The organism is Streptomyces sp. NPDC088747 (assembly GCF_044751025.1).
In the GTDB taxonomy this organism is placed as follows: Bacteria; Actinomycetota; Actinomycetes; order Streptomycetales; family Streptomycetaceae; genus Streptomyces.
On record NZ_JBIVKZ010000018.1, the window covers coordinates 19,040 to 43,086 of the forward strand.

Sequence of the window (24,047 nt, forward strand, 5' to 3'; positions counted from 1 at the left end):
CATTAGTTTTCGAGCATGAAAAGGCATCAGGAGATCCTTTCCGGCACGGCTCCTCGCATCGCAAGGCCCCCGCCAGGATGTTTACTGGAAGGCAGAAAACGCAAGGGCGCGACCACTCTCGGTCGCCATATACGCCCCGATCAGCCAGCCGCGCGAGCGTACGTCCAGGCCTTCACTCACCCCCAAAAGAGTAGGCCCGGAAGAGATATGCGCTGGTCAGGCCAACATCACCGGGAAAAGTCAAGGCATAGCGTATGCATAGCCCTAGTCAGCGTCAACAGGTATTTACCGGCCACCCCAAAAGAGCCATTCAAGCCTTCCCAAAAACCCCATATCACCTCAACTGTGCACGATCAAATATCCGCTCGCGCAACGAATAATAAAAGCTATGCTTACCCGTCGACATTCGGCGACTTGCCTTTCACGGGTCGCCGCCGATTACCGAGACGGGTGTTCAGTGAATCGAAGAACTGACCAGCTCGATACCGCGGGGAAAACGACAGGTGTCCTGCGGAGGGCTGTACTGAGTCTGTTACCGCTCGCCCTCGCCGTCGGCCTGTTGGGCGCTGCGCCGGCCGAGGCCGCCTACAGCTCGCAGGCAAGTGTCCGGGGTGCCAACCAGGCTGTGGTCACAGCCGCGGACCGTGGCCTGGTTGTCGATTACTGGAGGGCAGGCGGTCCCGGCGTCAGGGCAGCCGCCGAAGCGGCACTGACCGGCAGCGACACCGATGTACAGAACTTCCTCGCCGTTGCGGACGGCTTGGCTTTCCAGGACGAGCGGGTGACGGCAGTCCAACTGGCTTCTGTCGGGGGCCCGGAACTGCTGACTGCGGCTCGTGGGGCGCTCTCCGGAACCCCGGAGGAGTTGCAGGCCTTCGTCAGCTGGGGCTGGGAAGCCCCGATGCGGCAGGACAACCGGATCCGCGTCGCCCAGATCATCGACACCAGCGGGCCGAACGTCCAGGACGCCGGAAGGGCCGCGCTGAACGGCACGGCCGAAGACGTCAGGAAGTTCCTGGCGGAGGGCCGGTACTTCCAGGGTGAGCAGGACGCACGTGTCCAGCTCACGCAGATCATCAGCGTGGGCGGCACCAACGTGCGAGCGGCTGGGCGCATCGCTATCAGCGGCACCGCCACGGACATCCGGGAGTTTCTCGAGGTCGGACAGTTCGTAGCACGGGCCAAGGACCAGGAACACGCCACCGTCGCCGAACTCGCCGCGCAGGCAAAGGAAGCGGGACGGCAGGCCGCCGAGCAGACCGCCGCCGCCAAGACAGAGTCCGCGAAGGCCGTGAAGGCCTCGGAGCTGGCCAAGGCAGCCGCGCAGGAAGCCGAGGCAGAGGCCAAGGCCGCCAAGGACGACACCGACAAGGCCGCCCGCGCCGCCAAGCGGGCCGCTACCGCGGCGTCCCAGGCCGCCGCCTCTGCGCAACGCGCGATCGACGCGGCCAGTGCCGCGAACAACTCAGCACGTGTGGCTGCCAACGCGGCCGCTCAAGCGGCTGCCGCAGCGGCCGGTGCCTCCCAGGCTGCCTCGCGTGCCCGCAACGCGTCCGCGGACGCCGCGGTCGACGCCAAGAATGCGAACGCGGCCCGTGCCGCGGCCGAGGACGCCGACAAGGCCGCCGCAGGAGCCACCCTGGCCGCGGACGCGGCCGACGAGGCGGCCAAGGCTGCCGACGCGGCAGGCGACGCCGCCCACTCGGCGGCGAGCGCAGGCGCCAATGCGAACGCAGCCGCCGACGCCGCGATCGAAGCCGGTAACTACGCCGGTCAGTCGAGTTCCGCAGCTGCCGAGGCGCGTGCCGCGGCGGCGACAGCCAAGCGCCATGCGAGCGAAGCCAACCGAGCCGCGGCCGCGGCCGAGAGCCTGGCCCGCAAGGCAGCCACCGCGGCCCGTGAGGCACGGGATGCCGCCAGGTCAGCAGCCACGCATGCGAAGAACGCCGCAGCAGCCGCCAGAGACGCCGCCGATCACGCGGGTGATTCGGCACAAGCCGCCACCAGGTCCACCCAGCACGCGGGCGCCGCCAGCACTGCCGCGAACGCGGCCTCCGCCGCCGTGGTCAAGGCCCAGGAGATCTACACCCTCTCCCGTGAGGTCGAGACCGAGGAACTACTGGTCCGAACCAATGAGGGCGTAGAGCGGTCCAAGGACGACAAGGCCGCGAACGATGCCCGCGTCGCTGCGCAAACCGAGCGTGAGAAGGGCACGAACGACCGGAACGTCGAACGGGACCGACTGGTCGCCGAGGCAGCGAAGCCCGGCGCCGACCTCGCGGCCGTCGCCGACCAGGGCCGGGACTTGGCCGTCCTGGTGATGAAGAACGGCACGGCGTGGGGCCGTGGCGCGGCCGAGGCCGCTCTGAGTGGACCCGACGAGGTCGTCCTCGACTACCTCCGTAATGGCTGGAAGACCGCCGAAGAGCAGGACGAGCGCGCTTACGTCGAACGTCTCGCCGAAGAGAGCGCGGACAAGGCCGTGCGCGACGCGGCCGAGGTCGCCCTCGACGGGGACGCCACCGCCATCAGCGAGTTCGTCGACAACGGTCAGTACCAGGTCGGCGCTCAGGGCATGCGCATCGCCATCGCGCAGGTTCTCGCCGATGCCGGTCCCATCCTCGTAGAGGCCGGCCGCAAAGCCCTCGCCACGAACGATCCGAAGAAATACAGCGAGTTCCTGGTCGGAACGCAGTACAGCGCACGGACCCAGGACGAGCGGGTCAAGGCCGTGCAGCTGATCGGCAGTGGCAGCCCTGAGGTGAGGTCGGCGGCCCGGGTCGCCCTGGAAGGCTCGCCCCAGGCGCTGCACGCATTCGTTGCCGTCGGCCAGTACAAGGCGCAGCGCAAGGACTACCTGGCCGCCACCCACACGGCCCAGGTCCAGAAGCTGATCTCCGACGCGGCGAAGATCGCGGCCACCGCCCAGCAGAACGCGGCAACCGCTCAGAAGGTCGCCGCCACCGCTCGCAAGGCGGCCGCCGAGGCCAATCAGTGGGCCCAGAAGGCCAACGCCTCCGCGGCCGAGGCCGAGGACTACGCCGAGCAGGCCGACCAGTACGCGAAGGACGCCGAGGCATCCGCGGCCCAGGCCGCCGCATCGGCCAAGACGGCACGGGACGCCGCGAACCGCGCGGACGTCTCCGCCGCCAACGCGGCCCGGTCCGCTGCAGATGCCACGCTCTCCTCCGAGGCGGCACAGGCTTCCGCGTCCAACGCGGCGTACTACGCCGAGGACGCCCGCGAATCAGCGGTCGCGGCGGGCAAGGATGCCGCCGCCGCGCTCGAGGCGGCCACCAACGCCTTCACCGTCGCGGTCAAGAAGTACCGCGAGGAGGAAGAGGCGCGGCGCAAGGCCGCCGTCAAGGCCAAGGAGGAGGCCGAGAACGGGCCCAGCGCCGCCGAAATGTACCGCTGCCAGCAGGGGTACATCCCGTGTGACCCGCAGGGCTTCGCCCGCTGGTGCCAGCACCAGGAGGTCTACTGCGACATCGTGGCGCACGGCAAGGAATTCGGCGACGCCATGGAGGACCTCTGGAACATCGAGAAGGAGCTCCTGGGCCTCGGCGAACTCGAGAAGTGCTTGCAGAACAAGGACTTCGACAGTTGCAAGAGTCTTGCCGTCGACGCCCTCCTCAGCAGCAAACTCAAGTCGCTGGAGCGGGCGTATGACGAGCTGAAGCTGCTGAAGCGCGGCTGCAAAGTCGTAGACGGGGCATCGCTGACCACGACGATCCCGGCGAGCTTCACCACGAGTGCGGTGGCCGCGTCGAGCGGGGTGCCTTGTGGGGAGCACGATGTTCCGGGGCTGCCTCGAAGTGTTGACGAAATCAAGGACTCCTTTGGCTGCGAAGTATGTGCCGATAAGATCAGGAAGAGCCTCGGAGACGGCGAGATCGTCACCATCAAGCCGGTGACCCAAAGAATACTTCCCCGGTACCGAGGGGTGGACGCGGGCTGGTACCACCACGTGGTCGTGGTCCTTAACGGTCGGGTCTATGACGCCTGGACCGGACGGGGCGGCGACACAATCGCCGAGTACAAGGCGCAGTGGTCCAACCACGACAACATCAATTTCGGGTTCGGAGACTAATGACCGACAAGCAGACCATTCAGGATATCCGTGATCATTATGAGGAATACGGCCTGAACGGCACCTACTACCCGACGGTCATGTTCCTCATGGGACTCGACGTCGGCAGGTCGAACGGACTGCTGCGCGGCTTCATCGAGTGGCTGGTCGTCCGCCAGAACGAGCGCAGCAGCGCCTACTGGCATCAGCTCGTCCTCCTGGACCTGTTCCCCGACATGCGCCTCAACGACTGGAAGCGAACAGACCACCTGACCCCGGACCAGCACCGCCAAGCCGTGGAGCATCTGTTCGCGCTTCTCCTTGAGTTCCTGGACGTGCGGAACGATCCCCAGGATCTGGGACGGATGTACACGCGGTACGCAGCGATGTCCAAGCATCTCTGGGAATAGACGAAAGAGCCGCCCCACCGGCATCTCAGCGATGGGGCGGCCTCTCATCCGTACAGCTCTCAGTCGAACCAGCGGTCCCGTTCCAGTTCCTCCGTGCGGGACGGGTCCTCCAGGAGGGCGGCGACCTCGAAGCGGCGGGGCCACTGGGCGGCGGTCCAGGCCAGGGCGGCGGCTACGCCCTCCAGGGTGGCGGCGTGGAGTACGCCGTCGCGGGTGCGGCGCCAGTCCAACTCGACTCCGTCTACGACGAGTTCCTCGTGCTCGATGTATGTCGAAGGGGTGCCGGGACCGAGCAGTACCCGTACCGGCTCCGGTACGTCGTGCTCGACGCCCTCGGAGTCGACCTCGCCCGTCACCGACTCGCTGAGCCGCCGTACCTGGAACAGCTCGGCGAGTTCGGCGGCGCGGGCGGGCCGGACCGGGAGCAGTGGCACGCCGCCGGTGAAGGGGAGCAGGTCGGGTGAGTCGACGACCACGGCGTCGGCCGCGTCCACGACGGTCACCCGACCGTCGACCACCGCCCGCAACTCGTCCGGCAGGGTCACCTGCTCCGGATCGAGGTCGGCCAGGGCGCTGTAGAGGGCGTGCAGTTGGGCGCCGGACACCTCGCGGTCGGGGTCGGCGAGGCGGTCCAGGAGTTCGGCCGCGCCGCCGGGCTCGTCGAGGAGCGCGGCCAGCGAGGTCCGTACGCCCAGTGCCCGCAGCACCTGCTCGTCCTCGAAGCCGCTCGCGTCGGCGGCGTCGTAGAGCCCGTGAAGGAGCGGGTCGCCGCCGGCGGACCGCAGGCCGGCCGGGCGACGGCCGTCCAGGACGGGGTGCCCACGCAACCACCAGGCGGTGTAGGACCGTACGGTCTCGTGCGTCCCGTCCGGGAGCAGCAGCCGCACCGGCTGGGTGAGGGCGTCCCGCAGTGGCGGCCTGGACAGCAGGGCGAGCGCCTGCGGCCAGCGTTCGTCGTCCACGAGATCCAGGTCCCGTACGGCGACGATCTCGGTGGCGACGGGCGGCACGGGCGTGTCGGGCAGCCGGTCGAGGACGTCCTCGCTCCAGACGTCCACGGCGTCGAGGAGACCCGCGTCGTCCGGCTCGGCGAAGTCGGAGTCGCGCGGCTCCAGTTCGTCCGGGTCGAGGACGACGTCGGTGGCGCGTACGAGGGCGAAGTTCGCGAGGACTCCACAGGCGGCCAGCGGCTGCTCGCCCCAGCGGTCGGCCAGTTCGGCGTCCACGAAGGCGAGTTCGTCCTCGCGCATGACCTGGGCGAACGGGCTGCCGGGCAGAACCAGTTCGCCCGCGGGCACCAACTCGCCCTCCTCGTCGGGGAGGGCGAGGGCGCCGAGCCAGGGTTCGTCGCCCGGTTCGAGAGCCGCGGCGCGCACGAGCGCGAGGACGGTGTCGGCCAACTCCTCGGCGTCCGGGGCGTCGTCGTCCCAGACTCCGCCCTCGTCGTCGAGCGAGGCGGCGACGGCGGCACGCACCTGCGGGGTGGTGAGGACCGCGCGGGGGGTGGCCGGGAGGGCGCCGAGCTTCTCCAGGAGCGGGTGGGCGGCGTCCGGGTGGGCGACCTTCAGCCCCAGGCGGGCGAGGGTCTCGGGCGCCGCGGCGGACTCGGTGTCGCCGGGCAGCGGCAGCAGCACGTGCCGGGGGCCGATGGTCGTACGTCCTCCCCCGGAACCGAACGCCTGCGAGGTGCCGCCGGCGAGCGGCACGGGCAGTCCGGAGAGCCGGTCGGGGTCGACACCGGCGAGGCTGTCGTACAGCCGCCGCCACCAGACCGGGTCCTTCTCCAGGCCGGCCAGCCGGTCGACGGCCTCGGTGAGCGGGACCCTGGCGACGCCCAGCGTGCGCAGTTCCGCGCGGCGTTCGAGCCCGCCGGGCAGCAGGCTGGGCAGCACCTCGGCGAGCACCCGGACGGTCTCGGCACCGACGCCCTCGACGATCTCCGCGTCACGGGGACGCAGGGCCGCCGGGTTCTCCACGGATCCGATACCGGTGTCGATGCCGGGGTCGATGTCCGTGTCGGGCCAGTCGGCGGGGGTCTCCGGGGCGGCGCCCGGCGCGGCGGCGGGCGGCAGGAACGCGGTGCGCGGCAGCCGTTCCAGGATCGCCTGCCGCAGGGAGCCGTCCAGTTCGCCCTTGCCGAGCGGACCGGGCACCAGGTTGATGATCCCGGTGTCCACCGGCCGCCAGGCGGCGAGCAGTTCGGCGAACGCGTCCGCCGCGCGCTCCACGATGAAGCCGGTGAGGGGGCCGGGAGCGGCGTGGCGGCGGGTCGGGTCCAGCGGCAGGGAGGCGATCAACAGCGCGGGTACGCCCAGAGGTTCGTCACTGGGCGTGGGCGCGTGCACGACGGGGCTGGTGCGGGGGCGGGCCGGGGCGCCGTCGGCGTCCACGGGGACGGCCCAGGTCACCGACCAGTGCGGGCGCAGCCGTTCCTCAACGGGGCGGTCGGCGAGCAGGTCGGGTTCGAGGGAGCCGTGGCGGGAGACGGTGCGCCAGCGGGTGGTGCCGTCGCGGGAGTCCTCGATGACGGCGCCGTGCTCGTCGGGGCGGCGGCGCAGCGTACGGACTTCGTCGTCACCAATCTCGACGACGACCTCTTCGAGGCCGGGCAGCGCGAGGAGCAGCGCGTCGTCGATGTTCTGGAGAAGGCGCTCGGCGAGATCCTGCGCGGCGGGGTCCCGCAGGGGCAGGATCACGGCGGTGTCGTACGAGTCCGGGGCGGTGCCCTCGGCGGCGAACGGCAGCCTGAGCAGGGGCACATGACCGTCGCGGCGGCGGATCTCCTCGCCCAGGCCGGGGCTGTGTCCCGCGGTCTCGGAGGCCAGGTCGCGGGCCTCGGCGAGGGACCAGCGCACGCCGCCGTGCCGGCCCACCACGGCGGGCTCGTCGGTCACCGCGAGGACCGCCGCAAAGCCAACGCCGAAACGGCCGACGGCGGTATCGGCGGAGTGCGTGTCCCGCTTCGCGGAGGCGCGCAGAGTGGAGAGCGACTCGACGCCGGTCGCGTCGAGGGGAGCGCCGGTGTTCGCCGCAACGAGCGCGCCGTCACGGAGAGTGAGCCGGAGACGGCCGGGGGTGTCGGACCTGGCGGCGGCGTCGGCGGCGTTCTGAGCGAGTTCGACGACCAGGCGGTCCCGGTATCCGCCGAGTACGAGGTCCTCCTCGGCGTTGGCGTCCTCGCGGAACCGCGCCGGGCTGGTCGCCCAGGCGTCCAGCACACCCCGCCTGAGACGGGCGGTCCCGAACGGGTCGGTGCCCTCGGTTGCGGGCCGCACGAACTTGCTCACGTTGGTTCTCCTCATCGGCGTGACGATGAAGGTACCGCGCGACGGACTCCGGGTGCCCCGCCCACCCACGCCGATGCCGCCCCGCAAGCGGGCGGCCCCCGAAAACCCCCTCCGCGTTCCCGCGAACGCCGGGGGCGGGTCAGATCCGGGGCGCCCCGGACACGTACGGCACGAAGTCGGCCCAGGCCTGCGGCGTGAGCGCGAGCCGGGGACCGGTGCCGGTGCACTTGGAATCACGGACGTGGATGGTTCGGGGGGCTACCGCGACTTCGACGCAGGAATCGCCCTCACTGCCACTGCTGTAGCTGCTCTTGAACCAGTCCAGCGCGATCTCCACGCAAGAGTCACCCTCGCTGCTGCTGCTGTAGCTGCTCTTGAACCACGCGAGATCGGAGGCGTCCCCGGCCGAGGTGTCACGGATCATCTTTCCCCCAGCAGTTGTTCGATGAAGGCCGCCGACTCACGGGGCGTGAGAGCTTGGGCCCGGATGATGCCATACCGCAGTTCAAGGATACGGAGCTGCCTGGGCTCAGAGACCGGCCGCCCACCGGCCACCACCGGTGACCGTCCCACCGCGGCGCCGTCGGCGAACTTCAACACCTCGATGCCGCCGTCCGTTCCTGCGTGCTCCTCGCGATCCATCGGCATCACCTGAAGCTCGACGTTCCGCAACTGCGCTGTCTCCAGGAGGAGTTCAAGCTGCCGGCGCAGCACCTCGCGTCCTCCGAGCGGACGTCGAAGGGCCCACTCCTCCAGGACGAAGCTGAGTTCGGGCACCGGGTCCCGCTCGAATACGGCCTTACGGGCCACCCGTGCCGAGATGAACCGCTCCACCTCGTCCTCGGTGTACGCGGGACGCCTCATGAGGAGCAACCCGCGTGCGTACTCCGGGGTCTGCAAGAGCCCGTGAATGTTCAGCGGGTCGTAGAGCTGGAGCTCGACCGCCTTGGCCTCCAACTGCCCCAGCTCCCGCACCTTCCTCGGATACCGGACCCTCTTCACGTCCTCCCACGTCGCCGAGATCAGTCCCCCCGCCCCCAACACCTCGTCCGCCCTGTCCAGATACTCCTGGCGGGGGATCCGCTTGCCGCCCTCGATCTTGTAGACGAGGTCCTCCCCGTACCCGACGGCCTCGCCGAACTCGGCGGCCCGCAGCCCGGACGCCTCGCGCCGCAGCCTGAGCTGCCGCCCCACCGTGGCGATGACCGCGACGCCCCATTCGTCGTCGGGGTCCACCTCCCAACCCGGCTCGTCCGCCTCGGTCCTGAGCCGACCCGCACCCGCGTCCACCGACATCCCGCCCCCTCCGCCGTACCCAACGCCTCACGACGGCCTACCCGTACGCCCGCCCCCGACAGCCCGGACAGCACCGGACAAGCTCCGGACAGTCACCGTACGCAACGGCGTCGTCACTGTTCACGGTAGGCAGGCGCGGCCACGCTGAGTGACGTGAATCAGGAAACCTCCACCCTCATCCGTAACTTCAGCGTGCCCCTGTCCGCGACGCCACGCGGCGCCCGGCTCGCCCGGCTGCTCGCCACGGAGCAAATGCGGGACTGGGGGCTCCCGTTGGACCCGGCGGCGCACATCGTGGCTGAGTTGGCGGCGAACGCGGTCACGCACGGCCGGGTCCCGGGCCGGGACTTCCGGCTCACGCTCTACGTCGTCGGCGACACGCTGCGTATCGAGGTCACGGACACGAGAGGTGACCGTGCCCCGCACGCTCAACACCCCGCCGCCGCCGACGCGGAGTCGGGCCGGGGGCTGCTCATCGTGGACGCCCTCGCCGACCGCTGGGGCACGAACACGGGTCCGCATCCTCGCAAGACCGTGTGGGCCGAAGTCGCCCTCCCGGCAGCGCCACCACCGAAGCTCAGTCCTCTGAGCTCCGGTGACGTGGGCGGTCTCTTCAAAGGACCGGGGAGAAAGAACCCTGACCAAGCCTCACCCCTCCCTCCCGCAACGCAAACTCACTCGCGAGAGTGAACATCACCAACTCGGGTGGGCTCGGGCCCAGTTGCCTGCCCTACGCTCAGCGCGACAAGCACGGACAACCGCAGACATACGACGGCCCTCGCCGGGACTGGCATCCCAATGCGAGGGCCTGACCACCAAGGAAGAGATCGCTTCCCGATGGACACGCAAAACACTAGCGCTCCCGCGCGCCCCCAGTCCCGTACTCGGGCCCGGAATCACCCCCACTCCGGTGTGATTCACGACAACGCCCGGCACACCGAACGCTTCACGGTGATCGGCAACCACCTCGCCCAGCACCCGGAGTTGTCGGGCCTCGCCATCGGACTGGCCGTCCACATCCAGTCCCTCCCCACGGGTGCCTCCGCCGACATCAAGACGCTCGCGGCCCGCTTCCCGGAGAGCCCGGCCCGTATCGCCGCCGCCCTGCGGGAGTTGGAAGCCCACGGCTATCTGCGCCGCACCCGCGAACGCGTTCCCGGCGGCCGCATCGTCACCCGGACCGTGTCCTGCAACCGGCCCGGACACCACGACCGGGCCGCCGACGCCCCGAAGCCACCGCGCAGACGCCCGGACGCCACTCCACCGCGCAGGAAGCTCCCACCCGTCCCGCGGCCTGCCTACTCCTCCCCCACCCTCCTCCAGCAGGCCACCGACCTCCTCGCCGGCCTCCGACGCCAGGACCCCCGCCTTCTCCTCTCGGCCACCGACGCCGAACACCTCGCTCCCGGCGTCGCCGCCTGGCTGGAGCGCGACCTCACCCCCACCGCCGTACGCCACGCCCTGGCAGCGGACCTGCCACCCGAGGACCTACGCCGCCCGGCGGCCTTCCTGGCCCACCGCCTGACCGCCCAACTGCCACCGCCGCCGCCATTTCGGGCCCCGGACCCACACCCGGAGGTGCGGCACCCACTCCAGAACTGCGACGGCTGCGACCGGGCGTTCCGCTCCCCCACCCCCGGCCGCTGCCACCACTGCCGATCCGATCTCCCGGAGGCCGCCTAACATGAACGTGACGATCCTTGCCCCTGGGCACAGACGAGGAGCGAACGCCATGACCATCGCCCCCGACCACGCCCAGCAGGGCGCCTCGCACCTGTACCGGGCCATGCGGGACTTCGTGGAGTCCACGGACGGCACCCTCCCCGGCAAGTTCGAGATCACCAAGGAAGGGATCGTCCTCGACATGATGGCGCCGGTCCGACCGCACGAACTCACCGCACTGCGTCTCCGCAAAAGCCTTGAGAAGGTCATGCCGGAGGAGATCGTGGCCCACACGGGCGAGCCCGACGTCGAAGTAGTGCCAGAAGGCATCATGCGCCGCCCCGACATCATGGTGATCGCCGAGGTGGACATGGAGGGAGAAGGTTCCTTCGACCCTCGTACGCTCATCGCCGCAGTCGAGATCGTCTCCCGCTCCAACCCCGACAACGACTGGGTCGGCAAGGTGCGCGACTACCCGCTGATCGGCATCCCGATCTACGCGATCTTCGACCCCCGCACCGGCACCGGCGCCGTCCTCACCGACATCCACTCCACCCCCGCCGGCCCGCGCTACGCCACCCGCAAGGACTTCGTCTACGGCGAGGACGTCACCATCGGCGACTGGACCATCTCGACGGAGGACCTGCCTCGCTACTCCGACGAGGCCGAAGGTGGCAGCAGGAGCTGATCAGGAACTGACCAGGAGCTGACTACGAGTGGCCCAACTCCGCCGCGGCCTCGTCCGAGTCCTCCGACACCGACCCCGAGTCCGCCGCCGGGCGGAGCGGGAAGGGGTCCACCCGGGTCTCGTCGATCACGTGCGGTGCCGGACGCGGCGGTGCGGGCATGACCGCGGCCTCCGAGTGGCCGCCGCAGCCGTAGGCGAGGGAAACGACGTGACCGTCGGCCGGTGAGAACTCGTTCGCGCAGACTCCGAACGCCTGACCGAGCGACCCGCCGATCCGGTTGAGGAACCCGCAGCTGACGCACGCCGCCGGTGCCGCCTGCGCCATGGGTGTCTTCGGCCCGTACGACTCCTCCCAGCGGTCGGCCGCGACGTGCAGCCCGTACCGCGACAGGACTCGCGCACGCCGCAGCCCCAGTTCCTCGGCGACGGACGCGATCGAACCGCGCCTCGGCGCGAGGAGCAGGTCCGCGGGCGCCACGCCCGAGACCTCGGCGTCCTCCGCCTCCACCAGCTCGGCCATCTCCTCGGAGAGCGGCGAGTTGGGCGGCGGCTCGTCCTCGCCGGTGTAACCGGGCTCCAGACGCAGATCCTCGGCGTCCGTGGGCAGCAGGTCACCGGGGCCGAGGTCACCGGGGCGCAGCCGCTCGCTCCACGGCACCCACTCGGGGGCCAGGAGGGAGTCCGGGCCGGGCAGCAGCACGGTCTCGCTGAGGGTGACTAGCTTCGCGCGGGAGGCGCGGGCGACGGTGACGGCCCAGCGCCAGCCGCGGTAGCCCATCTCCTTGCACTCGAAGAAGTGCGTGACGACACGGTCGCCCTCGGAGACCAGCTCCACATGCTCACCGACGACGCCGGGGGCGGCGGCCTCCTCGGCGGCGGCGCGGGCGAGATCGATCGCCTCGGCACACAGGCGGTCGGGGGTGCGGCTTCGCGTGGTCGCTGCGCTCACAGGTATCGCTTCTCTCCTACGCCGTCTCACGGGTGCGCCATTCCACGGCGGGGGTGCGGACGGAGCGGACCGGGGGACCGCGTCGACGTCCGCGCCCGATCGCACTCGGGCGCACCTACGTCATCCATTCTGCGGGATGACCGAGAGGCGCGCGGCCGAGAACAATCGCCACTGGCGCGCTACGCACGCTACCTTCTCCTGGCCCCTGGGCCCACACCGGCGGGCCTCTTCGGCGCTCCGCGCCGGGTTTTTCGGCACTCCGCGCCCGGTTTTTCGCCGCTCCGCGGTCCCCGCCACCCGCCGCTCCGCGGCCGGATCCCCGCCGCTCCGCGGCGATCTTTCCCGCCCACCCGCCCGTGACTGTCGGCTGGAAAGTGACGGAAAACGCTGAGAATCACGGACGCGCCGCCCTGCGCGCCGCTCACCCCCGCGCCTCCCCTCCCTCACCCCACTCAGCCCCCATACGCGCGGTAACTGCACTACGCACCCCGATCTCGGGGCACTATGACGGGGTGGCAGCCGCAAGGACGCCCCACGGAGCCACCGGGGTCGGTGGGGCCAAGGGGAGTAGCCGAGGTGGTGGATCGGCCCGGGTGACCGGGTCCGTCCGCGCGGTCGGCCGTGCCCTGCACTTCCCGGTGACAGGCACGGCGCGCGGAATCCGCAAGGCGACACACGCGCACGGCGCGGGCGAGTCGGGCCTCGGGAAACTGATCGAACTGCACGGGGTGAACGGCGCGGGCGACGTCATGATCACCGTCGCCCTGGCCTCCACCGTCTTCTTCTCGGTGCCCACGGACGAGGCCCGCGGCCGGGTCGCGCTCTATCTCGCCATCACCATGGCGCCCTTCACGCTCCTCGCCCCGGTGATCGGCCCGCTCCTGGACCGTCTCCCGCACGGCCGCCGGGCCGCGATGGCGGCGGCGATGCTCGCCCGCGCCTTCCTGGCTCTGCTGCTGTCGGGCGCGGTGGTGACCGGCAGCATCGAGCTGTATCCCGCCGCGCTGGGCGTGCTGGTGTCCTCGAAGGCGTACGGGGTGGTGCGCAGCGCTGTGGTGCCACGACTGCTGCCACCGGGGTTCTCCCTGGTCAAGGCGAACTCACGGGTCACCCTCGGCGGCCTGCTGGCCACCGGTGTGGCCGCACCCATCGGGGCGGGGCTCCAGGCACTCGGCCCGCGCTATCCGCTCTACGGCGCCTTCGTGATCTTCATCGCGGGGATGTTCCTGTCGTTCTCGCTGCCGCCCAAGGTCGACTCGGCCAAGGGCGAGGACAAGGCGCTGCTGGCGGCGGACCCCGAGCATCTGCACGGGCCGCACCTGAAGAAGACGCCGCGTCCCGGACTGCGTACGGTCGGCACCGCCGTCACGCACGCCCTCGGCGCGAACGCCGCGCTGCGCTGTCTCTCCGGCTTCCTGATCTTCTTCCTCGCCTTCCTGATGCGGGAGCACCCCCTCGCGGGCGCGAGCGCGGCGGCCTCGCTGGCGATAGTGGGTGTCTCGGCGGGCGCGGGCAACGCGCTCGGTACGGCGGTCGGAGCCTGGCTGAAATCGCGTGCTCCCGAGATCATCATCGTGACGGTCGTCGCGTTCGTGCTGGGGGCCGCGATCACCGCGGCGGTGTTCTTCGGCGCGGTCGTGGTGGCCTGCCTGGCCGCCGTCGCCGGCTTCGCGCAGGCCCTCGCCAAGCTGTCCCTGGACGCGCTGATCCAGCGCGACGTGCCCGAACTCGTCCGTACGTCCGCCTTCGCACGCTCGGAGACCCTGCTCCAGATGGCCTGGGTCCTCGGCGGCGGCATCGGCATGGTGCTGCCCCTGAACGGCACGCTCGGCCTGTCGGTGGCCGCCGCGATCGTCGCCGTCGGCTGGCTCAGCACCGTGCGGGGGCTGGTGGGGGTGGCCCGGCACGGGGGGCATCCGCGTCCCCGGGTGGAATAGCGGCGGCGAACGGGCCGTACGGGTGTGGTCGCGCCCGCGTACCCACGGAGCCGCGGAACCCACGGAACCCACGGAACCCACGGACCCGGCACGTCCGTATCCTCCTGGCCGGGGGTGGGCCAGGTGCCTCGTCCGGGCGCGCCAGGTGCCTCGTCCGGGGGCGGCACGCCGTACCCCACGTGGGGGAAGCGGTGGGCCCGCCGGATAACCTTCGGCCATGACCTCTGGATTCAGCGCCGCGCGCCGCCGTCGCGCCGTCGCCGCCGTCGGAGCCGTATCCGCCGGAATTCTCGCCCTGTCCGCCTGTGACAAGCCGACGCCGATGGCCACCATCACGGTCGGCGACAACTCGGTGAGCTCCGAGACCGACTGCTACAACGACGGCAAGGAGGTGAAGGCCGCTGAGCTGGCCAAGTGCCTCAAGGCCAAGGACCTCAAGTCCATCAAGGTCGACCCCGACGAGACCGTGCGGTTCGGTGTGGACCCCGACATCGCGGACAAGGGCTGGACGATCCTGATGAACGGTCAGCCGCTGACCGACGCCAGCAAGAAGACGTACCGCACGATCCCGGGCAGCGTGTTCTTCAACGCGCAGTACGGCGCGAGCGGCGACTCCACGCTGGTCTCCATCAAGGAGGGCGACGACACGGTCACCGGGCTGTGGTCCTTCACGCTCAAGAAGGACTCCTGACCACGTCCTACGTACCCGCGGCACGTGTCCTCGCGGCCACCGCCGTCCCCCTCGAACGGGACGCGGTGGCGCGGGCGTTCGCGCCCCTGCCCCTCCTTGAGGTCCCGCTCCCGGGGGCCGTCCTGCACCGGAGCGGCGCGCTCGACCTGCTCGCCGCCGGCGTCGGCCCCGCCCGCGCCGCCGCGTCCACCGCCGCCGCCCTCACCGCGGCCGCCCTGGCGGACAGCCCGTACGACCTCGTCGTCTCGACGGGCATCGCGGGCGGTTTCCAGCCCGACGCGCCCGTCGGCTCCCTCGTGGTCGCCGACGAGATCACGGTGGCGGATCTGGGCGCCGAGACCGCGGACGGTTTCGTGACCGTCACCGAGCTCGGCTTCGGGGTCGTCAGCCATCGTCCGCCAGAGTCACTCGTACGAGAGCTCGCGGCGGCCACCGGAGGACACATCGGAACGATCCTGACCGTGTCCACCGTCACCGGCAGCGCCGCCCGCGCCGCCGAACTGCGTGCCCGCCACCCGCGCGCCCTCGCCGAGGCGATGGAGGGCTTCGGGGTCGCCGAGGCCGCCGCCGCGCACGGCGTGCCCGTGCTGGAGCTGCGCGCGGTCTCCAATCCCGTCGGCCCGCGCGACCGCGCCGCCTGGCGCATCGGCGAAGCACTCACGGCACTCACCGAAGCCTTCGGGAAGCTCGCGCCCGTACTGGAGAGTTGGAACCCACATGAGCCCTGTGAACGCAACCACTGAGTCCCTGCGGATCGCGTACTCGCCCTGCCCGAACGACACCTTCGTCTTCGACGCCTGGGCCCACGGCCGCGTGCCGGACGCGCCCGCGCTCGACGTCACCTTCGCGGACATCGACATCACCAACGGCATGGCCGAGCGTGGCGAGTTGGACGTACTGAAGGTGTCGTACGCCGTGCTGCCGTACGTCCTCGACGAGTACGCGCTGCTGCCCTGCGGGGGCGCGCTGGGCCGGGGCTGCGGGCCGCTGGTGCTGTCCCGGGAGCCGGGGTCGGACCTCACCGGCCGTACGGTCGCCGTGCCGAGCGAGCGGTCGACGGCGTACCTGCTCTTCCGCCTGTGGGCCGCGGACACCATTCCGGGCGGGGTCGGCGAGATCGTGGTCATGCCCTTCCACGAGATCATGCCCGCCGTGCGGGACGGGAAGGTCGACGCGGGACTCGTCATCCACGAGGCCCGCTTCACCTACCAGAACTACGGGCTGCACAAGCTCGCCGACATGGGCGAGCACTGGGAGCGGACCACCGGGCTGCCCATCCCGCTCGGCGCGATCATCGCGAAGCGCTCGCTGGGCGAGGAGCGGCTCAACGCGCTCGCCAACGCGGCCCGCACGTCGGTCCGGATGGCCTGGGACGACCCGGAGATCTCCCGTCCCTACGTCCTGGAACACGCCCAGGAGATGGATCCCGCCGTCGCCGACCAGCACATCGGCCTGTACGTGAACGAGTTCACGGCCGATCTGGGCGACGACGGTTACGCGGCGATCCGGGGCCTGCTGACCCGGGCGGCGGCCGAGGGGCTCGTACCGCCCCTGGCCCCGGACGCGCTGAACTTTCCGTAGAACCCGGATTCCGCCTACACGTCGAGCTGGTCGGCGACCGCTCGCAGGAGGCCGGCGATCTTGCTGCCGGAGGCCTTGTCGGGATAGCGGCCCCGCTCCAGCATTGGCGTGATGTTTTCGAGAAGGGTCGTCAGATCCTGGACGATGGAGGCCAGTTCGTCCGGCTTGCGGCGCTGGGCGACCGCGACGGAGGGTGTCGGGTCCAGGAGGACCACCGAAAGTGCCTGGTCACCGCGTTGGCCGGCGACGACGCCGAACTCCACGCGCTGGCCGGGCTTGAGGACTTCGACTCCGGCGGGCAGGACCGAGGAATGAACGAAGACGTCGCCGCCGTCGTCGCGGGAGAGAAAGCCGAAGCCCTTCTCGCTGTTGAACCACTTGACCTTGCCAGTCGGCAAAGCACACGCTCCCTCGATCACTCCCGGACTGGACCCGGACGCCGTTGAACTGCCGTCGAATCACCTTACCGGGGGTCTCTCCACCGAGATACGCCTTAAAACGAGACTCGGGCCCTGGCTGTGGCGGCGGAGGCTGAAAGTGGTGTGGGGAGTGTGATGGGCCGTCGCGCCGTGCCGCCGCCGGTCCAGGTCGTCCATGCTGTCGGCGCCGTACGCGAGGCAGGGGGGATCTCGCAGTACCTGTATCACCAGGGTCTCCCCGACGTCCAGAACTCCTGCCAGCCTGGCTGTGCCGAAAGCGCCGACAACACTCCGTGGACAACTCCATGGACACGCGCTGCGGCTAAACCCCCATCAGTTCAATTCAGCTGCCCCGAATGCGCGACCGTGTCGGCGCATTCGTTCACGGCCGAAGGAACGGAGACCAATGGCGGCCAGCCAATTCACCACTCACACAGAACTTTTCGACCTGAGTGGGAAGTACGCCCTTGTCACTGGCGGCACCAAGGGCATCGGGATGATGATCGCGCGCGGCCTCCTCCAGGCGGGCGCCCGCGTCGTCATCAGCTCACGCAAGGCAGACGCGTGCGCGGAGGCACAGGATCTCCTGTCCGGGTTCGGCGATGTTCAAGCCATCCCCGCCGACCTGTCCAGGCGCGACGAGTGTCAGCGCCTCGCCGATCTCGTCAAGGGCGACTCGGAACGTCTGGACATCCTCGTCAACAACGCGGGAGCGATGTGGCGCGAGCCGCTGGCGACGTTCCCGGACGAGGCCTGGGACTCAGTGATCGACCTCAACCTCAAGGCGCCGTTCCGGCTGGTGCAGGCGCTCCTTCCCGCACTTCGCAGGGCGGGCACCGCCGATGATCCCGCGCGGATCATCAACATCGGCAGTATCGCCGCCATCCACGTCGCCCAGTCGCCCAACTACTCGTACGCCAGCAGCAAAGCGGCACTCCATCAACTCACCCGAGTGCTTGCCAGAGAGCTGGGCCCACAGCACGTCACGGTGAACGCGATAGCACCGGGGGTGTTCCCGTCGCAGATGATGGCGTCCACGCTCGACGCCATCGGCGACAAGATCGCTGCGGCGGCCCCTTTGCGCCGGGTCGGCCGCGACGACGACATGGCAGGTATCGCCGTGTTTCTCGCCGGCCGGGCCGGCGCCTATCTCACGGGCAGCATCATCCCGGTGGACGGCGGCATCGCGACGACCGCGACGGGTACTCCTTAGACCGCGGGACGGGATTACGGTGAGGGGATGGCCACAATGGATCCACGCACCGAGATCCGGGAGTTCCTCAGCTCGCGTCGCGCCCGCATCGCACCCGAGCGTGCGGGCCTGCCCGCCTACGGCGGCAACCGTCGGGTCAAAGGTCTGCGCCGCGAGGAGGTGGCGCTACTGGCGGGGGTATCGGTCGACTACTACGTGCGCATGGAGCGCGGCAGCCTCGCCGGTGCCTCCGACGGCGTGCTCGACGCGTTGGCCTCCGCTCTGCAACTCGACGAGGCCGAGCGCGACCACCTGTTCCACCTCGCGCGTGAATCCAGGGCGCCCAGCGGCACACGCCGGCGCAGGCCTGCCGTGACGGTGCGCTCGACGCTCCAGCAGGTGCTCGACGCGATCTCCGGTGCCCCGGCCTGGATCGGTACCGGCCGTTATGACGTGCTCGCCATGAACCACCTCGCCCGCGCGCTGTTCTCACCGGTGCTGGCCGACCCGCGACGGCCCGCGAACACCGCGCGGTTCATCTATCTGAACCCCGAGGCGGCCAGAGACTTCTTCGTCGACTACGACCAGATCGCCGGTGACGTGGCCGCGAAGCTGCGCATGGAGGCCGGCCGCGATCCGCACGACGAGGAGCTGATCGCCCTGGTCGGCGAACTGTCGACGTGCAGTGAGCTGTTTCGGCAGCGGTGGGCGACTCAGGACGTGCGGCTGCGCCGGTCCGGCCGCAAGCGTCTGCGCCATCCGATCGTGGGCCGGCTCGACCTGGACGTCGAGTCCCTGCAACTGCCCGCCGAACCCGGCCTGCACCTCAACGTCTACACCGCACCCGCGGGCACACCGACCGCCCACAATTCGGCGCTCCTGGCGTCGTGGGCGGCCACCCAGCAGACGCCGGCGACCGAACTCGAAGCACACAACGGATAGCCCGGACTGGGAGTGGAGCCGTCCGAGTCGCCGGATCGTTCCCTCGCGCCGGGAACTACCCTGGTCCGGTGCGTGACAAAACCCGAGCGAATTCCGCCGAACCCGGTGACCGGCTGATCCGTGCCGGTGCCATCGTCTTCTTCATCGGCGCCGTGGCCACTCTGGTCACCGTGGCCCCGCTGTTGCTCGACACGACGCCTTTCCCGACATACATGTTCGGATTGAGCATGCTGATGGGCGTCGGCTTCCTGATCGCCGGAGCGGGGGTGTTCCAGTCGCTCGCAGCGGGACGTCGTCAGGCCCGCGCCGACACCTCGCGGTAGTCCGTCAGCCACGCCGGGAACTCCGTCAGGTCGGCGAGCACCACGTCCGCGCCGGCCGCGCGCAGTTCGGCGGCGTCGCACGGGCCGGTGGGCACCGCGACGGAGTACGCGTGTGCGGTGCGGGCGCCGCGTACGTCGCCGGTGTGGTCGCCGACGTACACGCTCGCGCCCTGTTCGCGCAGTGCCTGCGCCTTCTGCTCCGCCCACAGGTTGCCGACGACCGCGTCCGCGTCGATGCCCAGGTGCTTGAGGTGCAGTTTCGCGTTGGGTTCCCACTTCGCCGTGACGACGATCGCGCGGGCGCCGGAGGCGTGTACCGCGGCGATGGCCTCGCGGGCGCCGGGCATGGCGGGGGTGGGGGTGATCGCGTGCGTCGGGTACATCTCGCGGTAGGTGTCCGCCACCGTGGCGATCTCCGTGGCCGGGAACCAGTTGACGAGCTCCTCCTCCAGCGGGGGGCCCAGCCTCGTGATGACCAGGTCACAGTCGATGTACGTCCCCGTCCGTGCCGAGAGCGCCCGGTAGCAGGCGTGGATCCCGGGCCGGGAGTCGATCAGCGTCATGTCCAGGTCGAAGCCGACGGTGAGAGTCATGGGGTCATTGTGCCCAGGGGCGGGAGCGGTGCTTTTTTCGCCCCCTCCGCCCCTTCCCGTCCCGTCTCTCGGGGGCTCCGCCCCCGAACCCCCGCTCCTCAAACGCCGGAGGGCTGAAATTCTTTCAGCCCGTCCGGCGTTTGAGGACGAGCGCGTCAGCGCGAAAGGGGGGGGTCTGGGGGCGGCAGCCCCCAGGAACGGGACGGGTAGGGGCGGAGGGGGCGAGGAAACCCGGTGGTCAGCGGCGGCGTTGGGAGCGCCAGACCAGGTACAGGGCCGAGCCGATGGCGGCGGCCCGGACGACCCAGGGCCAGGTCTCGGCGATCGCGTCGTTCAGGTGCCCCTCGGCGACGGGATCACCCCAGCGGCCGTTCATACGGCCCCAGAGCCAGCCGATGCCACCCGCCGCCGCCAGACCGGGCACGACGAGGACGGCACCCTTGACCTCGGCGGGGGTCAGCCGACGGGAGGCGTAGGCGATGACCCAGCCGAGGACGAGGGCGAAGAGGTTGCCCAGGACGGCGCCCGCGACGAGGAGCGCGGCGGCCAGCAGGAGCAGGGGGTTGCTCCACCGGCCGAGCCGGGGAAGCCGCATGAGCCGGCGCTTGGGGGCCTCGACGACGGGCGCCTCCTCGGCGTCCACGACATCGGCCTTGGCCACGGCCTCGGCCTCACGCACCGCCTCACCCTTGGCGGGCGGCGGCTTCAGCAGCTCGGGAATCTCCACGCCGCCCACGAACCCGGGCACGCTCTCCCCGGGCCCGAAGAGGCTGCTGTCGACCCGCCACCAGTCGGGCCGCATGGCGCTGTCACCCAGCTCGCTCGCGCTCGCGAGATGCGGCGGGGACGGCGCGTCCGCGTCCTCGGCGGTGTCCTGTGCCGCGGGCCGGGGCCTGGGGACGACACGGCGCAGGCCCTTGGCGCGGGGCGGCGGCGCGTCGGCCTGACGCTGGCTGGGAACGGCGGCCCAGCCGCCCGTCCCGCCGGCCACCTCGCCGGGAGTGCCGCCGCCGGCGGCGTCCACGATCTCGTCGGGGGTGCCGAGCCGGTCCAGGATGCGGCGGACGGCGGCGGGGGTGTCGGCGACCGCCTTGGCCCTGCGGCGGTCGATCTCGTTGCGCAGCTCCGACACGAGCCGCATGCGCGTCGCGGACGGCACCTGGCGCTGCTGGGCCAGGTCCCCGACCCGGCTCAGGTAGTCGAAGACCAGCTGGTCGCTCTCAATCCCCACGAAGTCCCCTCCGGGGCGCACGCGTTGGATACTCCGTGCTCACGACGGTACCGGGTTTCCCTCATCGCCCGCGCCCAGGTATGTCCCGGCTCCGGCCCGGGGAGGTCAGGGGCACAGGAAGGGAAACCCGCTACCGTTGGCCGGATGAGCACCGAGGAGCACCCCAGCGCGGACCCCGCCCCCGCGGGGAACGCTCCGCGTTCGCTGGCGGAAGCCCTCCGCACGCGTGACGACGCCTCACTGTCCGCGCTCCTGCGCGCCCGTCCGGACCTGATCACCCCCGTCCCGACGGACCTCACCCAGCTGGCCACCCGGGCGGGCACCCGGGCGTCGGTCGTGCGCGCCCTGGAGCGGCTCGACCGGTTCGCCCTCCAGACGGCGGAGGCCCTGGCGGTGGCGCCCGAACCGGCGACGTACGAGCAGTTGCTGGCCCTGATGGCGGGCGACGACCGCGACCCGGCGGTCACCGGAGCCTTCCCGCACGCCCTCGGCACGCTCCGCGACCAGGCTCTGGTGTGGGGGCCCCACGACAAGCTGCGGCTCGTGCGTACGGCCCGTGAGCTGCTCGCGTCGTCCCCGCAGCATCCGTCCCCGACGGGTCTCGGGCCGACGGTCGCGGAGGCCACGACGGGGATGTCGCCGGGCCGGATCCAGGAGATCGTGACCGCGGCGGGGCTGGCGAGCACCCACGACTCCGTGTCAGCCGTGGCGTCGCTGACCGCCCTGTTCACGGACCGCGCCGAGATGTCGGCGCTGCTGGACCGCGCCCCCGCCGATTCCGTGGACGTGCTCTCCCGGCTGGTGTGGGGGCCGCCGTACGGGCAGGTGACCGCCGACCCGGCGCGCCATCTGCGCTGGCTGATCGACCGGGGGCTGCTGCTTCCGACGGCGCCCGGCACGGTCGTACTGCCCCGGGAGGTGGCCCTGCATCTGCGGGCGGGCCGCGCGCACCGGGTGACGGAGCCGGTGGGGCCGCCCGTCGAGGCGGCGGCGACGCACCGTCCACAGGTTGTGGACAGTACGGCGGCGGGGCAGGCGTACACGGCGCTGGCGACCGTCGAGGAGCTGCTGAAGGACTGGCACGAGGGTGGTCCGGCGGTGCTGCGCGCGGGCGGGCTGAGCGTGCGGGACCTGAAGCGGACGGCGGTGGCGCTGGACGTGTCGGAGCCGGTCGCCGCGTTCTGGGTCGAACTCGCCTACGCGGCGGGCCTGTTGGCGTCGGACGGTGAGGCGGAGGAGCGGTACGCGGCGACGCCCGCCTACGACGAGTGGCTTGAGCGGCCCGCCGCCGAGCGCTGGTCGGTGCTCGCCTCGGCGTGGCTGGCCTCGACCCGCACGCCGGGCCTGGTGGGCGCGCGGGACGCGAAGGACCGTACGTTGTCGGCGCTCGGCCCCGGACTCGACCGCTCCTCGGCCCCCGAGGTCCGCCACCGTGTCCTCGCCCTGCTCGCCACCCTCCCCGAAGGCGCCTCCCCCGCCCCGGACTCCGTCCTGGCGCGGCTGCGGTGGGAGCGCCCGCCGCGCAACCCGCAGTCGGCGGACGACCTGCGCACCCGGCTGGCCCGCTGGACGCTGTCCGACGCGGAGTCGCTCGGCGTGACGGGCCGGGGCGCGCTGTCGGCGCAGGGGCGGGCGCTGCTGGGTCTGCCGCCCGCGGTCGCCCACGACACCGCTCCCGCGGCGGGACCCGGCGACAAGCTGCCCGTCCACAAGCGTCCCCATCCCGTCCCCGAGTCCCTCCCCGCCACCACCTCCCCCGCCGAACGGGCCGCGGCCACCGCGCGGGCGGTCCGGCTCCTGACGCCGCTGCTCCCGGAGCCCCTGGACCACGTCCTCCTCCAGGCGGACCTGACCGCGGTCGCGCCGGGCCCGTTGCGGCGCCCGCTCGCGGACACCCTGGGCGTCCTCGCGGACGTCGAGTCGAAGGGCGGGGCGACGGTCTACCGCTTCACGCCGGGTTCGGTGCGGCGGGCGCTGGACGCGGGCCGGTCGGCGTCGGACCTGCACGCGTTCCTCGCCGCGCACTCGCGGACGCCGGTGCCGCAGCCGCTGACGTATCTGATCGACGACGTGGCGCGCAGGCACGGCCATCTGCGGATCGGCTCGGCGTCGGCGTACGTGCGGTGCGACGACGACGCGGTGCTGAACGAGATCCTCGCCGACAAGCGGTCGCAGGTCATGCGGCTGAGACGGCTGGCGCCCACCGTGCTCGCCGCGCAGGCCGAGCCGGCGGCCCTCCTGGAGGGGCTGCGCGCGATGGGCTTCGCGCCCGCCGCCGAGTCCGCGGAGGGCGACGTACTGATCACCCGCGCGCACGCCCGCCGAACTCCGCCGCGCACCGCCCCCGCGCCCGTCCCGGAGGGCCCGCCGGTCCCCGACGCCACCCTGCTGGGCGCCGCGGTCCGCGCGATCCGCGCCGGTGACCTGGCCTCCACGGCGCCCCGCAAGCCCACGTCCGCCGACGGCCCCGGCGGCGACCTGCCCCGCACCAGCTCCGCCGAGACCCTCGCCACCATGCAGGCCGCCGTCATGACCGGCGAGGCCCTGTGGATCGGCTACGTCAACGCCGAGGGCACCGCCACCCAGCGGGTCATCGCCCCGATCCGCGTCGAGGGCGGTTTCGTGACGGCGTACGACCACACGGCGGACGAGGTACGGACGTATCCGCTGCACCGGGTGACGGGGGTCGCGGAGCTCGCCGACGGGCAGGCCTGAGCGACCACCAGGTGTGGGCGAGGCCAAGGCTGGGCGACGACCGCCCATGATCGCCCGCC

General features: G+C 71.3%; 20 protein-coding genes. 13 read left to right on the forward strand and 7 right to left on the reverse strand.

Annotated elements, in window-relative coordinates:
- The first annotated feature begins 559 nt into the window (after positions 1–559).
- Positions 560–4,093 carry an ALF repeat-containing protein gene (locus tag ACIP79_RS33285; RefSeq protein WP_401229306.1) on the forward strand — a complete coding sequence of 1,178 codons (3,534 nt, stop codon included), beginning with the start codon at positions 560–562 and terminating at the stop codon, positions 4,091–4,093.
- Positions 4,093–4,482, forward strand: a complete 390-nt coding sequence (locus ACIP79_RS33290) for a hypothetical protein (protein ID WP_401229309.1) — start codon at positions 4,093–4,095, stop codon at positions 4,480–4,482. The genes ACIP79_RS33285 and ACIP79_RS33290 overlap by 1 nt, the downstream gene beginning before the upstream one ends.
- Before the next feature lie 59 nt (positions 4,483–4,541).
- Here the strand turns inward: ACIP79_RS33290 and ACIP79_RS33295 are convergent, their stop codons facing one another.
- From ACIP79_RS33295 to ACIP79_RS33305, 3 genes are all read right to left on the reverse strand, one after another.
- The gene (locus ACIP79_RS33295; protein WP_401229312.1) at positions 4,542–7,769 is read right to left on the reverse strand and encodes a sacsin N-terminal ATP-binding-like domain-containing protein; all 3,228 of its coding nucleotides are present in this window, start codon (positions 7,767–7,769) and stop codon (positions 4,542–4,544) included.
- A 139-nt stretch (positions 7,770–7,908) separates the two neighbouring features.
- A complete protein-coding gene (locus ACIP79_RS33300) occupies positions 7,909–8,193 on the reverse strand; it encodes a DUF397 domain-containing protein (RefSeq protein ID WP_401229314.1) in 285 nt (94 codons plus the stop codon).
- Positions 8,190–9,065, reverse strand: a complete 876-nt coding sequence (locus ACIP79_RS33305; protein ID WP_401229317.1) for a helix-turn-helix domain-containing protein — start codon at positions 9,063–9,065, stop codon at positions 8,190–8,192. Before ACIP79_RS33305 ends, ACIP79_RS33300 begins: the two co-directional genes overlap by 4 nt.
- A 153-nt stretch (positions 9,066–9,218) precedes the next feature.
- Here ACIP79_RS33305 and ACIP79_RS33310 point away from each other — a divergent pair, with 153 nt between their 5' ends.
- The 3 genes from ACIP79_RS33310 (at position 9,219) to ACIP79_RS33320 (ending at position 11,415) form a co-directional block, all read left to right on the forward strand.
- The gene (locus ACIP79_RS33310) at positions 9,219–9,755 is read left to right on the forward strand and encodes an ATP-binding protein (RefSeq protein ID WP_401229320.1); all 537 of its coding nucleotides are present in this window, start codon (positions 9,219–9,221) and stop codon (positions 9,753–9,755) included.
- A gap of 147 nt (positions 9,756–9,902) precedes the next feature.
- Positions 9,903–10,748 carry a helix-turn-helix domain-containing protein gene (locus tag ACIP79_RS33315; RefSeq protein ID WP_401229322.1) on the forward strand — a complete coding sequence of 282 codons (846 nt, stop codon included), beginning with the start codon at positions 9,903–9,905 and terminating at the stop codon, positions 10,746–10,748.
- A gap of 49 nt (positions 10,749–10,797) precedes the next feature.
- Entirely contained in the window at positions 10,798–11,415 is a 618-nt protein-coding gene (locus ACIP79_RS33320) for a Uma2 family endonuclease (RefSeq protein WP_401229325.1), read from the forward strand.
- Between the two features lie 22 nt (positions 11,416–11,437).
- Here the strand turns inward: ACIP79_RS33320 and ACIP79_RS33325 are convergent, their stop codons facing one another.
- Complete coding sequence (locus ACIP79_RS33325) at positions 11,438–12,364, reverse strand: DUF3027 domain-containing protein (protein WP_401229326.1); 927 nt, start codon at positions 12,362–12,364, stop codon at positions 11,438–11,440.
- A 512-nt stretch (positions 12,365–12,876) separates the two neighbouring features.
- On the opposite strand from ACIP79_RS33325, the gene ACIP79_RS33330 reads away from it, so the two are divergent.
- The 4 genes from ACIP79_RS33330 to ACIP79_RS33345 all read left to right on the forward strand — a co-directional run bounded on the left by ACIP79_RS33330 (position 12,877) and on the right by ACIP79_RS33345 (position 16,573).
- Positions 12,877–14,301 carry an MFS transporter gene (locus tag ACIP79_RS33330; protein ID WP_383677985.1) on the forward strand — a complete coding sequence of 475 codons (1,425 nt, stop codon included), beginning with the start codon at positions 12,877–12,879 and terminating at the stop codon, positions 14,299–14,301.
- Between the two features lie 217 nt (positions 14,302–14,518).
- On the forward strand, positions 14,519–14,992 hold the full coding sequence (locus ACIP79_RS33335) for a DUF2771 domain-containing protein (RefSeq protein ID WP_401229329.1): 474 nt from the start codon (positions 14,519–14,521) through the stop codon (positions 14,990–14,992).
- The gene (locus ACIP79_RS33340; RefSeq protein ID WP_401229331.1) at positions 14,962–15,735 is read left to right on the forward strand and encodes a futalosine hydrolase; all 774 of its coding nucleotides are present in this window, start codon (positions 14,962–14,964) and stop codon (positions 15,733–15,735) included. Before ACIP79_RS33335 ends, ACIP79_RS33340 begins: the two co-directional genes overlap by 31 nt.
- On the forward strand, positions 15,719–16,573 hold the full coding sequence (locus ACIP79_RS33345) for a 1,4-dihydroxy-6-naphthoate synthase (protein ID WP_401229334.1): 855 nt from the start codon (positions 15,719–15,721) through the stop codon (positions 16,571–16,573). The genes ACIP79_RS33340 and ACIP79_RS33345 overlap by 17 nt, the downstream gene beginning before the upstream one ends.
- 14 nt (positions 16,574–16,587) lie before the next feature.
- Here ACIP79_RS33345 and ACIP79_RS33350 read toward each other — a convergent pair whose 3' ends face one another.
- Positions 16,588–16,971: a cold-shock protein gene (locus tag ACIP79_RS33350; protein ID WP_365432565.1), complete on the reverse strand. Its 384-nt coding sequence runs from the start codon at positions 16,969–16,971 to the stop codon at positions 16,588–16,590.
- Positions 16,972–17,398: 427 nt separating this feature from the next.
- On the opposite strand from ACIP79_RS33350, the gene ACIP79_RS33355 reads away from it, so the two are divergent.
- The 3 genes from ACIP79_RS33355 to ACIP79_RS33365 all read left to right on the forward strand — a co-directional run bounded on the left by ACIP79_RS33355 (position 17,399) and on the right by ACIP79_RS33365 (position 19,449).
- On the forward strand, positions 17,399–18,205 hold the full coding sequence (locus tag ACIP79_RS33355; RefSeq protein ID WP_401229337.1) for an SDR family oxidoreductase: 807 nt from the start codon (positions 17,399–17,401) through the stop codon (positions 18,203–18,205).
- 36 nt (positions 18,206–18,241) lie between these two features.
- The gene (locus ACIP79_RS33360; protein ID WP_401229702.1) at positions 18,242–19,126 is read left to right on the forward strand and encodes a helix-turn-helix transcriptional regulator; all 885 of its coding nucleotides are present in this window, start codon (positions 18,242–18,244) and stop codon (positions 19,124–19,126) included.
- 68 nt (positions 19,127–19,194) lie between these two features.
- Positions 19,195–19,449, forward strand: coding sequence for a hypothetical protein (locus ACIP79_RS33365; RefSeq protein ID WP_401229338.1), 255 nt, complete (start codon positions 19,195–19,197; stop codon positions 19,447–19,449).
- Here the strand turns inward: ACIP79_RS33365 and ACIP79_RS33370 are convergent.
- Both ACIP79_RS33370 and ACIP79_RS33375 read right to left on the reverse strand, forming a co-directional pair.
- Entirely contained in the window at positions 19,422–20,042 is a 621-nt protein-coding gene (locus ACIP79_RS33370; RefSeq protein ID WP_401229341.1) for an HAD family hydrolase, read from the reverse strand. The two genes, ACIP79_RS33365 and ACIP79_RS33370, sit on opposite strands and share 28 nt — an antisense overlap.
- Before the next feature lie 238 nt (positions 20,043–20,280).
- A complete protein-coding gene (locus tag ACIP79_RS33375; protein WP_401229343.1) occupies positions 20,281–21,273 on the reverse strand; it encodes a hypothetical protein in 993 nt (330 codons plus the stop codon).
- Between the two features lie 144 nt (positions 21,274–21,417).
- On the opposite strand from ACIP79_RS33375, the gene ACIP79_RS33380 reads away from it, so the two are divergent.
- Positions 21,418–23,988 carry a helicase-associated domain-containing protein gene (locus ACIP79_RS33380; RefSeq protein ID WP_401229345.1) on the forward strand — a complete coding sequence of 857 codons (2,571 nt, stop codon included), beginning with the start codon at positions 21,418–21,420 and terminating at the stop codon, positions 23,986–23,988.
- The last annotated feature ends 59 nt before the right edge of the window (positions 23,989–24,047 follow it).